At 40.5% G+C, this 11,654-nt stretch carries 10 protein-coding genes; all 10 read right to left on the bottom strand.

All coding sequences use genetic code 11. The annotated features are described in order from the left end of the window. Positions 1-132 precede the first annotated feature (132 nt). The 10 genes from DXA15_RS17150 to DXA15_RS17115 all read right to left on the bottom strand — a co-directional run bounded on the left by DXA15_RS17150 (position 133) and on the right by DXA15_RS17115 (position 11,643). Positions 133-2,292 carry a glycoside hydrolase family 3 N-terminal domain-containing protein gene (locus DXA15_RS17150; protein WP_128134826.1) on the bottom strand — a complete coding sequence of 720 codons (2,160 nt, stop codon included), beginning with the start codon at positions 2,290-2,292 and terminating at the stop codon, positions 133-135. After that, positions 2,283-2,423, bottom strand: coding sequence for a hypothetical protein (locus DXA15_RS25300; protein WP_158579677.1), 141 nt, complete (start codon positions 2,421-2,423; stop codon positions 2,283-2,285). Before DXA15_RS25300 ends, DXA15_RS17150 begins: the two co-directional genes overlap by 10 nt. A 106-nt stretch (positions 2,424-2,529) precedes the next feature. Continuing rightward, the gene (locus DXA15_RS17145) at positions 2,530-3,603 is read right to left on the bottom strand and encodes a uroporphyrinogen decarboxylase family protein (protein ID WP_128134825.1); all 1,074 of its coding nucleotides are present in this window, start codon (positions 3,601-3,603) and stop codon (positions 2,530-2,532) included. A 1-nt stretch (position 3,604) separates the two neighbouring features. Then, the gene (locus DXA15_RS17140; protein ID WP_128134824.1) at positions 3,605-4,276 is read right to left on the bottom strand and encodes a corrinoid protein; all 672 of its coding nucleotides are present in this window, start codon (positions 4,274-4,276) and stop codon (positions 3,605-3,607) included. Between the two features lie 10 nt (positions 4,277-4,286). Beyond that, positions 4,287-5,351: a uroporphyrinogen decarboxylase family protein gene (locus tag DXA15_RS17135; RefSeq protein WP_046145329.1), complete on the bottom strand. Its 1,065-nt coding sequence runs from the start codon at positions 5,349-5,351 to the stop codon at positions 4,287-4,289. 30 nt (positions 5,352-5,381) lie between these two features. Next, complete coding sequence (locus DXA15_RS17130; RefSeq protein WP_233567387.1) at positions 5,382-7,361, bottom strand: glycoside hydrolase family 38 C-terminal domain-containing protein; 1,980 nt, start codon at positions 7,359-7,361, stop codon at positions 5,382-5,384. A gap of 2 nt (positions 7,362-7,363) precedes the next feature. After that, a complete protein-coding gene (locus DXA15_RS26850) occupies positions 7,364-8,074 on the bottom strand; it encodes a hypothetical protein (RefSeq protein ID WP_233567386.1) in 711 nt (236 codons plus the stop codon). A 150-nt stretch (positions 8,075-8,224) separates the two neighbouring features. After that, positions 8,225-9,217, bottom strand: coding sequence for a LacI family DNA-binding transcriptional regulator (locus tag DXA15_RS17125; RefSeq protein WP_128134823.1), 993 nt, complete (start codon positions 9,215-9,217; stop codon positions 8,225-8,227). A 130-nt stretch (positions 9,218-9,347) separates the two neighbouring features. Further along, entirely contained in the window at positions 9,348-9,926 is a 579-nt protein-coding gene (locus DXA15_RS17120) for an RNA polymerase sigma-70 factor (RefSeq protein ID WP_128134822.1), read from the bottom strand. Between the two features lie 364 nt (positions 9,927-10,290). After that, positions 10,291-11,643: a TolC family protein gene (locus DXA15_RS17115; protein ID WP_128134821.1), complete on the bottom strand. Its 1,353-nt coding sequence runs from the start codon at positions 11,641-11,643 to the stop codon at positions 10,291-10,293. Positions 11,644-11,654 lie beyond the last annotated feature (11 nt).

Genomic DNA, 11,654 nt, shown 5'->3' with positions numbered 1-11,654 from the left:
CGTTTGATATATATCAAACGAATAAAACACATATATGTTCCTTTCATTCGATATATATGTTTTATTCGTTCAATATTAATAATACGAATATTTGTACGGCTTGTCCTATCTTGAACTCAGGTTTCAAATATGTTATTCTATATATTCTATTTTTTCTTTTAGCAGGATATCTTCCGCAGAACGGCCTACCATCAGTTCAAATTCGCCAGGTTCGGTCACATATTGCATATTTTCATTCCATAGTCCCAGTTCATCGGGAGAAACCTGAAAGGTCACCCGCTTTGTTTCTCCGGGAACCAACTCTTCTTTCGTGAAGCCTATCAATTGTTTTACAGGGATGGATACGGAACTTATCAAGTCCCGAACATATAACTGGACAACTTCTTTGCCGGCTCTCTTTCCAGTATTAGTTACGTCCAAAGAAACCTGTATCTTATCATCCGGACCAAATCTCTTTTTAGAAACTTGTAAACCCGAATATTCAAATGTAGTATAAGACAAACCGTAACCAAACGGGAACAACGGATCCGGAGAAGAAAAGACATAGTCGCGTCCAGGCTTTTCTTTTGTACCCGGTGAATGGTAAAAACCTCTGCCGGATGGCTTATGGTTGTAAAAGACCGGAACGTGGCCTACGCTCTGAGGGATGCTGACAGACAAGCGTCCGGACGGGTTTACTTCTCCAAATAATATCCGGGCAATCGCTGTTCCGCCTTTTTCTCCCGGATACCAGGCTTCAAGTATTGCCGGGATATGGGCTTTCTCCCAGGTTATCGACCAGGGGCGTCCATGTACCAGAACCAGAACGACCGGTTTGCCGGTTTTATATATTTCCTGCAATAACTCTCGTTGTACTCCATACGGATTTAAATCTGTTACATCGAAGCCTTCCCCACAAGTATTCGGATCGTCTGCTTTATTAGTCGATTCGTCTCCCCAACCGATGCCGGACAAAGTAGAACTGGTTTCGCCCATTACAAAAACGATGAGATCAGACTTATTTGCAGCATCCAGTGCTTCTCCAAAACCATCCTTACTTTCACCGGAGATAGAACATCCTTTTGCATATCGTACCGTTGTACCTTTTCCCACAAACTCTTTAATTCCCTGTAATACAGTCACACCGGACAGATTTCCTTTGGTATAACTGTAATCGCCATACTGAACCTGATCGGCATTCGGGCCTATTACGGCTACAGACTTTAATGACGAACGGTTTAACGGAAGAAGAGACGATTCATTTTTCAGCAGAATAACAGATTCTTCGGCTATTCGTTGAGCCAACTGTTTATGGCTTGCCTTTCCTACGACCTGTCGGGATATTTCCGGGGAAGCATAAGGTTTTTCGAATAATCCTGCTTTAAATTTAACACGTAATATGCGTTTTACACAGGTATCAATCATCGAAACAGGGATTGTACCATCCTCAACCAATTCCGCCAAAGAAGCATAACATTCCAGAGAGGGTGCTTCTAAATCAACGCCGGCCGTGATTGCTTTCCGGGCAACCTCTTTTCTGTCCGCCGATGTCCGATGAAAATAACGGAGCATATCCATCGCTCCATAATCGGAAAAAACATATCCCTGGAAATTCCACTCATCTCTCAAAACCTGTTGTAACAAGAACTTACTTTCATGAGCCGCTATACCGTCCACTTCATTATAAGAAGGCATAACCGAATAAATATTCGCTTCCGTTATAGCTTTACGGAAAGCCGGCAAGTGGGAAGAACGTAACTCCCGCTCACCGATAGAGGTCGGTCCCAGATTTATACCCGCCACCGGAGCAGAGTACCCGGCAAAATGTTTGGCTGTACAGATCAACTTGCCTGTACCTATTCTCTTTCTGGTCTGTTCCGGTTCACCTTGCATTCCACGAACGAAAGCGGAACCAATCTCACCGACCAAATAATAATCCTCTCCGTAACACTCTTCTACCCGCCCATAACGGGGGTCACGTATAATATCAAACAAAGGGGATAAAGCCTGATCAACACCTGCACTACTGGCTTCCAGAGCTATAACCGAAGCCATTTCCTTTATCAGTTCCGGATTCCAGGTACTTCCCTGGGCTATAGCCTGGGGAAAAACGGTCGAACCATGAGACAGAAAACCATGCAAACATTCTGCGATCTGTATCGGTGGTATTCCCAAACGGGTGCTGTCACGGAAAAAACGTTTCGAAACAGCCGATATTCCGGCAATGTCGGCTGCTTTAATGAAAGGGCTTTCACAAGCTCCAATCCCGTTTAATCCCTTCTTTCCAGCTTCATCCAGACGAATCATTCCCATCTGGCAATTTTCTCATCCAGCGTCATCCGTGATAACAGATCTTCTACCCGCTCTTCCACAGGTACTGCCGGATCTTTATATTCTGAGCCTGACAAATAACAGAACCACACAGCAACACAACAAATACCCATACAAACCGTATCATAATCCCCCTTTGTTTTTAATAATTGATCGACATCAAAAATACTTTATTTAAATTAAACTCTCCATTCTTATCGACTAAAATTATTATTTTCATCAGAAAGTCAAGTCAATAGGATATTTTCCATACTTATTGATTGTATCTATCAGACATCGCACGTTTTCCGTAGGGATCAGATCGTGAATACTATGATCTGTCGCAATCATATATCCTCCATCGACAGCAGCTTCCCTGATACACTCCAGTACTTCTTTACGAACAGCATCCGGATCGGAGGAAGCCATCGTCACTTTGTTATTGACATTACCGATAGGGGTCAACTTTCCTTTATATCTTTCTTTTACTTTTTTCAGATCCATACCGGCTGCCCGTTCTACAGGGTGAAGTCCATCGATACCGCAATCTACCAGATCGTCGAGGACATCCCAGATTCTTCCATCGTTGTGCATAATAACCGGCACTCCTAATTCTTTGATACCGGCAACCAAACGCCTGAAATAAGGGATGAAGAAAGTACGGAAGTCATCCGGAGAAATCAACAAAGCATTCGTACCACCCCAGTCATCAGATATTTGTACACAATCGACTCCCCCATCCTTTACAGCCAGGCGGATAGCCCCCAATGTCCATTCCAACACTGCTTCATTTATTTCATGTACCATTTCCGGATCCGTATACATGGTAATAGCCAATGTCTCGAAATCCATGATATACCAGGATAGCATGGTGAACGGTCCCAAAGTACCCAACACGACTGCCAGGTCTTCCGTATTAGCAGCCTTCACATCTTTGAAAATTTTGAGGCGATAAGGCGTATCGACCGGAGGTAAAGTATACGCTTCCCAATCTTCACGGCATTTTACAGGTGTATCGATTTGTGCGATGATCGGCCAGCCGTTTTTCTGATAGGTAACGCCCCATTCATCTTTGTATATCTCATTCGGTTCATGAGGAGTCTCTTCGATACCACAGAAACCGTTAATCGGCGTCCAGATACCATCGATACCCAGCTTGGTAGCCAGCTTTGCCTGTGTTTTACCATCATACAAAACCGTTGTATATCCCAACAGCTCCTGCATAAGTTTCAAACTGAAAAGATGTTCCATAATAGGAATTCTGTCGGGTACACCACCCGATAATGCTGTCAAAAAACGTTCTCTTGATGTCATATCAATTAGATGTTAACTGGTTTAAAATCTCTACTAACCGCTGAGGCTCTTCTGTATAATAGTCTGCACCTATTTTCTGAGCAAAATCGCTGCTCACAGGTGCTCCGCCTATAAATGTTTTCACTTGAGGAAACTCTGTCTTTATAGCTGTATTGATCGACTCCATATTGACCATTGTGGTTGTCAACAAAGCAGACATTCCAACAAAAGCATCCGGATTTTCTCTGACAGCGTCCACAAACTTTTCTTCCGTAACATCTACCCCCAAGTCGATAATCTCATAGCCATTTCCTTCCACCATCATACATACTAGATTCTTACCAATATCATGTAAATCTCCTTTTACCGTACCGATAATCAATTTACCTTTACGTTTGACCGAACCGTCATTAAAATATCTTTTCAGATGTTGCATGCCACCGCTCATAGCTTTTGCACTCATCAGAACCTGAGGCACAAACACTTTATTTTCTTTGAACTTCACACCGATATTGTTCATACCAACGATCAATCCCTTTGTTAAAATGTCATTGGGGGAATACCCCTGCTCCAAAGCCTTCAATGTCAATTCATCAGCTCCGTCTTCCCCTTTCATTGCCGGAGGATAAGGAGTTTTTGCATTGATCTTACCCACTTCGACACAAAGTGCTATTCTTTCTAATGTGTTTTCCATACTATTCTATTTATTTAGTTAATTGTTCCCTTCTTCTTATCTCTTTTACGGCATCTACCATTGCATAGAATCCCTCTATCTGCATGTAATCAGGTATTGAATTGCCGGATCCCAGACCGTATCCGTTCGCTTTTTTACGGAACCGTGTACCTTCCTCCAGAACTTTGTTAAAGACCTGGTCATACGGATTCAAGATCAGATAATTCATATCAAATCCTCCGAACAGACCGATTTTATCCGAATAGTTATCGATCCATTCATCAAAAAGACATATCTGGTCTTCATTCGAATGTTTGGCATCTATCCCGTTCTGAAGAATATCAGGCATGATCTCTTTGATATTCCCACAACAATGCAGTAAGAACTTCTTATTCTTATTATGTACGATATCGATCACTTTCTTATGCAGCGGTAAAATAAACTGACGGATCGTATCCGGTTCGAGCATTGTTGCCATACGATGCCCCAAATCATCTCCCATGCGATAGAAGACAAAAAGATCGTCGTACTCCTCCAACATCTTAGTCCACAATGTTTCGTAGAGTTCACCGATTTTCCGGAAAATGTCGGCAAAAAGTTCCGGGTCGAGATACTGCATGACACAAAGGCTTTCATAACCCACCAGATCCTGAGCTGTTTCAAAAATACCATATCCACAACCTCCATAGGCTTTCATCCCGGCGGGCATTACTCTCCGGATAGACTCCAACCGAGGTCTGTATGTTTCCCAGAAAATACGGGGAATATCGTCAAACGGATATCTGTCAAAATCATCGCGGGTCTGAATAGGACCGAGCATCCCCCCTAATATAGCCCCATGACCGGGAAGGATTTCGCAAATCGCAGCTTCATAACTGAATGCATCATAGGTATTTTCTTTCCAGAAAGAAATATATTTACTAAAATACTCATCCAGATCAGAGCGGCTTTTACGGCCATTTAACGACAATTCCTCCCCTATACATTTAGAAACAAAAGGGGCATCGATATTATGCTCATATAAAGGCAAATAATCAGGTTTCTGATTATATAATACCTTTAAAATATTTCTGTAGTCAGGCTCAAACGTATTCATATTTTCTTATTTATTTAATTACATTCCTTATTACCTTTTTAATATGATCGATACAGGCTGATAGGCATGCATCTCGACGGACAGCTCATTATTCTTTATTGGAAACGAATCTCCCAACGGTTCACCGCGCAGATTACAGAATTGAGCAGACCGATATGATTTTCCGGATAATGTAACAGTACATTTGCCTTTTTTACCAGCTTGTTCCCAAAGTCTCAACAAGTCTCCCTCACCATCTGTATTCGGTCCGAAAGCAGTAACTAAAATTCCTTTTTCCGACAATGTAATCCCCTCGGAAAAGAGCGGAAGTTCACCTCCATCATCCTCTGTATATGTTGCCATCAGAGGAACACGCGTTTCTTCTGTCGGTGTAATAAGAGAAGTCTCATTACTGTATTTATCGATCGACCATAGATATACTTTGGCAGAAAAACCTCCTTCTATCCATTCTGTAAAATTAGTTCCCCACTGATTATTAAACAGATTGACAAAAACATTAGGTCGTTGGGGAATAAACTCTCCGGAGAAACGGAACAGACCGGGACGGTCCAGACTGACAGCCGGGGCATTCGGTGTATTTAGACCAAACCCCTTCCCTTGATTATCAACAATAGCCATACCGGTATTCAGGAAGAAATAATCATGATTGGTGTTCTTTACAAAATCAGTGACCGGATTAACAACACCGCCGGTTCTCCCTAACCGGAATGAAGGATTCGACAGATTAAACGGAAAAGCAAGCCAACCACCTTCGGGTTGGGATTCAGCCGGTTTATTCCGTATCCCCCAACAAATTTCCAGATAAGGGGAGCTATCTTCTAACGTATAAGTTAATGTATAGTCATCGCCAGCACCTGTCTGACAGAATGCGGTAGCACTAACTGAATGGGAGGTCTGCAAATATTTGATTTTATTTAATCTGCCCTTTATCATTTCATATTTCAGGTCTGGATTTTCCGGCCGCCCCATCTCCTGATCAGCCCAGCCATGATGTCCGGGCTTCACATAATTCGCATTATAACGGTTGATTTCCTCTTGACCAAATTTCTCGTGGATATACTCTCCGAATCCATATTCATTCTTCCCATCGACCATTTCTTTCTGTTGTTGTTTATCCCAAACAGAAAGTAATGCACCGTTTTCCTTATTTATTTCTATTTTGAAATAGTTGTTTTCCAACACAGCTTCTACTTCATCAATACGGGAACTTCGGGAATCCTCAGATATAGGAGATGTTACCAACGTATAAGTCTTATACCCCAGGGATGGAATATCTTCTGCATGAAAAGACAGGTGATTGTAGTCGTTATATACCGGCAAAATCTTACCTGTCAATTCATCCTTCAAACCATAAACCTGGAAATTTTTTTTATAAACTCCCATATGGAAACTGACCAAACCCGAACGTTTCCAGGGAAGCGGGTTATAGACAACAACTTTACGCCCTTTAACGGCTACATTCTGAGCTAGTTTCTTCAAATCCTTTCGTAAAGAAGGAATAATATATTGTTCAGCGCGGTGCACCCTACTTCCTTTTTCATTCCAGGATGTTTCTATAAAATCATACAGCCCTTGCGCCCTGCTGACTGTAAAATCGTCCCCATATTTCCAAAAATCCTGGTGTCCATGACTCATTGCCAACCCAAAAGTATGTTCATCAAACAATAAAGATTGTTCAATAGCCTTTTCAACATAAGGTTCAACCGGTTCGGGAGTTATGTTCCACTGTTTGAGTAAGGAATTCAACGTTTCCGTATTATAAATGACACGCTGCATAGCCTTATTGATTTTTACTTCTTTAGGCATCGACATATATCCATGAATCCAGGTATCCGGCATATCCCCCTTTACTACAGGCAATGATGGGTTTTCTTTCATCAGGGCATCATAAAAATCTTCCAGCTGACCGATACGTATCCGAGCATTAGGTGCTTTTTCACGAGCTTCTTTCAATACAGCAGCAACATCTTCCGGTGTCGGAGCACCCGTATTTTCATGCGTATGTATCATTGCTAACCATGTCTTATATTTCCAGGTTGCCGGAGGAAGTACACCGGAACCGTAATATTCCGCCCAGTTAAAAGTGAGTAACCTCGAACCATCCGGTCCCTCCCACCAAAACAGGTTGGTATATCCGGTGATACGGACCCGGGATTACAACCAATATGCAAAATCTTCACACCAGCCTGTGTCAATAATGTAGGAAGTATCCAGGAATGGCTAGGGACATCGGTAAGTTTAGCTCCACGTACCAACGGTTGGTCATATATTCTATTTATCTGCGAAGAATAGGACATTCCACGCACCAATGTTTCAAGATCACTCGATTCAGTCTCAAATGTGCAAGGAAGTGCATGCACTTTGAAACGTCCATCTTTTAATGCTTTTTCTATTCCGGATTTATAAACCTCAGAGGTATTTTCCATAATATATTTCATTGGCCAGCCAGGAAGAGTCCAAACAAATTGGTCTTCCTTAGGTAATTTACCCGTTTCTTCTACTGAACGTAATGTTTCATCCATCATAGAGGTTGTGTATTTCTGTAAAATAGATTCACTCCAGTCAGTATAACCAATATCAAAATGCATTTTGAAAACAATGATTATGTCTTCAACTTCAACCTTTTCGGTTCCTTTGTCTACATCTATAGCCGCAATCTGAGCGTTTAATGAGCTTAGTGATAGTATGAAAATCCATACTGAAAGAATAAATTGCCTTTTCATATTTCATGGTATTATGTTTCTCTCTTAATCAACTTTACCGGTTAAGTAAACTAAGAAAAAAATATTATTTTGCAAACATATGTGTCTTATCAGAGATAAACAATGATATTTATTCCGATTTTCTTATACTATCTTACGATTGATATGTTTTTAATCACATACAGGCAAAACCAGTTTTACCTTTTCGTCTTCATTATCGGTAGTTTCTAATTTTTCTATTAATACACGTACAGACTCACGACCAATCTCTTTTATAGGAAGATACGCTATATGCATATTAGGAGCCAAAAGTTCAAAACTCGGAGTACTATGCAAGCAAGCCAAACCTATTTTACTGACATCTATATTCCGTTTATAAAAATAGCGTAGCCCTTCCATTCCTAAATAATGCGTAGTGAAATAGAATCCATCGACATCCGGGACCGCATCAAAAATAGTATCCAATACACGAATGATATCTAACTCATACTCATTGCGTGACACCTCTCCATATAAGTGAGGAGAAATAAAACAATCATGTTCGATCAAAGCGGTCTTATATCCTTCATATCTTAAACTCATGGTAAAAAGGGCCGATGCCGTAGTTATAATGGCTATTTTTTTACGGCCTTCATTTATCAGTTTATTAACCAGATTATAACTACACCCGATATTGTCTATAATAATATAATTAGTATTCAATTCCGGAAAGAAACGGTCAATTAAAACAAACGGATATTTTTCTTGTATTAAATTCTCCAATTCACCTTTGGCATAATTAGTAGGAGCAATGATTAATCCATCAATATTCTTCGATCGTAACATTTGGATTATATTATTTTCTCTTACCGGATTAGATTCGGAACTGCAAAAAGTAACGGTATATCCCAGTTGTTCTGCCACAAGTTCAACCTCCATAGCTACTTGGGCATAAAAAGTATCTCCTATGAAGGGAACAACCAATCCAATTGTTTTCGTTTTACCTGAACTAAGACTTTTAGCAAGATGATTTGGTCTATATTTTACCTGTTTAGCATAATCTATTATTTTTTTCTGAGTAGCCGAACTTATCTTTTGTTCATCACCACGTCCTGACAACACCCATGAAACTGTTGTTTTTGAGACCTTAAGAGCTTCTGCAATATCTTTAAGAGATTTTCCCATCTGTTTTTAATTTGAACAACTTAACCGATCAACTATACATGCAAATATATTATTTAATTCGATACTCTACAATAGTGATGAAAGATCCTTTTCCGGAAAGAGGAATAAAAAAGGCTGGAGTAAACAGATTTCAACAGATAAAGAAAAGAAGCAGATGTTTAAGAGTTTGCTTCAAACGATCAGTCGCATTCTTTAACTGAACTCGTACTGTACTAACGGTCAAACCCATATTATCGGCAATTACATCAACTGATTTACCTGCATAAAAATACTCTTCAAATACTGCCTTACATTTTGATGGTAACTGATTTACTGCCAAGCGTACTTCTTCTTCCGTCTGACGCATTTCTACATACTGTAATGGAACCGGAGTCGATTGGATATAATTTTCCTGAAAAGCCAACATTTGTTCCTTATGTTCATCCAATACATTTTGCTGAACCCTTTGTGCCCGGATGTAATTGAGACAACCATTCTGAACAGAACGTACTAAATAATAATGAATTGGATACGATAAGGTATCTCGCTTGTTCCAGATATTAATAAAAACATCATCTACAATTTCTGCACCGGCCTCTTTATCGATCAGGTAACATAAAGCGACTGCATTCAAGTAGCTATAATAGGTACTGAACAATTCAGAAAAAGCCTTTTCCGAACCTTTTCTGATTTGTTCTATTATATCTTCATTTATACGGCTTATATTCATAATACATCTCCTTGTCGCTTTTTCATCTATATTAGTTCATGAAGAACTATGGAATAGATATTGTACTATTCCTTTTAAAATCAGAGAAGCATGTAATATGAAGATAATGTTTAAATTTTCTAATGAAACGCGAACGTGTTGATTCTTATAGATATTAAAAATTGAAAAGGGACATAGTTCTTCATGAACTATGTATTTTTAGAGGTTTCATATCCCTTTTCTGCGACAAATATAATATTTATTCACTCACATTGATGTGTATTTACAAAAACGGAAGGAAGTTTCCTCACGGAAACTTCCTTCCTCCTTGGTGTGTCTAATCAATTATGTTAAAAAAATAGGATTTAATCTTATTGCAATATTATTATAAAGTGATTGGTGTTCCATTATAGAAGTCAAGGATCTTGGTGCGGAAGATAAAGTTGTACTTTGCCTGTGTCTGTTCGGCCAGACTTTGCGCATACTTCGTCTTTGCTTCGCTATACTCAAATACAGTACTTTTTCCTGCACCATACCGTTCTTCAGCATATGAGAAAGCGACCTTGCTTGCATCAACTGACTTATCGGAAGAGATGTATTTCTCCTGTGCTGCCGTCGCATTATAATAAGCCTGTTGGATCTCCTTATAAAGTGATTTTTTGCTGTTCTCCATCATTAACTCACGGTTAGTTATGGAGAGACGGGCGGTACGGACGCTGTTACGTACCTGGAAACGATTGAAGATCGGAATACTCAGACTTAAACCGATTGATTTCTGCCCGTTATTCTTCAACTGATCACTGAACGGAGCGTTATTATAATCGCCATCACCGAAATTATGATAGTAACCGGTACTGTAACCGGCACTTAAATTCAGCTTCGGATAATATCCCGCCTGGGCTATACGGAGCGCTTTCTTCTGGCTTTCCAACAGATATTGCTGTTCCTTGATCTGCGGTTTGAATATGACAGCATTGTCATATACCTGGTCAGGAGGAATGATACTACCCATGTAACGTTCAATGGCATCACCGCTTTCCGGTTCCAGCACATCGAAGTTTTCACCGGCCCGCTCCAGTTCCAGACTTTGTGTCAGATCCAGTAAAGCCAGTTTCACATTGTTCTGCGATTCTGTCAATGTTACTTCATCTTTTGCCAATTGAGCTTTCATATCGTATAACTGGGAAACTGGGATTTTACCGGCATTATAGAGTGCCTCGGTTTTTGTCACCTGCTCAGAGCTCAGGTCTACCTGCAATTGGGCAATCTTCAACATTTCCTTATTATAAAGAACTTGCAAATAGTAAGAAGCCACATTGATAGACAAGTCCTCCTTTGCCTTATTCAAAGTCTCGATAGATGCTTTCAGGTCCAGCTTGCGTGCAGCAATATCATTCGGTATTTTCAAACCGTCAAAGATAGGCATGCTCAATTGAATACCGGCTGTCGTATTGGCCGAATTACGGTCTACGATCAAACCATCTTTCGATTCGGAGCGGCCGAAACCAAAGTTTTCCCCCACACTGGCATTCACACTGGGCAACCAACTATATTTACTTGTGTGTAAGTCCACTTCGCGGCTTTTCTGTTCCAGTTCCTTTTGTTTCAGATCTATATTGTTTTCGATAGCATACCGGATACATTCCTCCAACGACCATTGCTTTGCCGCTTCCTGTGCCCCAGCGGGCAGACAAAAAAGGAATGAGGCCAGCGCTACGGATGATATGATTTGTTTCATCGCTTATTCGT

The organism is Parabacteroides sp. AM58-2XD, assembly GCF_003463685.1.
GTDB lineage: Bacteria > Bacteroidota > Bacteroidia > Bacteroidales > Tannerellaceae > Parabacteroides > Parabacteroides segnis.
The sequence above is the reverse complement of the archived record's forward strand: the minus strand, read 5'-3'. Positions and strand labels throughout refer to the sequence as shown.

What these genes read in the sequence shown, in the direction of transcription:
- DXA15_RS17150 (WP_128134826.1), bottom strand. Translation starts at nt 2,292, where the DNA reads ATGGGAATGATTCGTCTGGATGAAGCTGGAAAGAAGGGATTAAACGGG.
- DXA15_RS25300 (WP_158579677.1), bottom strand. Translation starts at nt 2,423, where the DNA reads ATGGGTATTTGTTGTGTTGCTGTGTGGTTCTGTTATTTGTCAGGCTCA.
- DXA15_RS17145 (WP_128134825.1), bottom strand. Translation starts at nt 3,603, where the DNA reads ATGACATCAAGAGAACGTTTTTTGACAGCATTATCGGGTGGTGTACCC.
- DXA15_RS17140 (WP_128134824.1), bottom strand. Translation starts at nt 4,276, where the DNA reads ATGGAAAACACATTAGAAAGAATAGCACTTTGTGTCGAAGTGGGTAAG.
- DXA15_RS17135 (WP_046145329.1), bottom strand. Translation starts at nt 5,351, where the DNA reads ATGAATACGTTTGAGCCTGACTACAGAAATATTTTAAAGGTATTATAT.
- DXA15_RS17130 (WP_233567387.1), bottom strand. Translation starts at nt 7,361, where the DNA reads ATGATACATACGCATGAAAATACGGGTGCTCCGACACCGGAAGATGTT.
- DXA15_RS26850 (WP_233567386.1), bottom strand. Translation starts at nt 8,074, where the DNA reads ATGAAAAGGCAATTTATTCTTTCAGTATGGATTTTCATACTATCACTA.
- DXA15_RS17125 (WP_128134823.1), bottom strand. Translation starts at nt 9,217, where the DNA reads ATGGGAAAATCTCTTAAAGATATTGCAGAAGCTCTTAAGGTCTCAAAA.
- DXA15_RS17120 (WP_128134822.1), bottom strand. Translation starts at nt 9,926, where the DNA reads ATGAATATAAGCCGTATAAATGAAGATATAATAGAACAAATCAGAAAA.
- DXA15_RS17115 (WP_128134821.1), bottom strand. Translation starts at nt 11,643, where the DNA reads ATGAAACAAATCATATCATCCGTAGCGCTGGCCTCATTCCTTTTTTGT.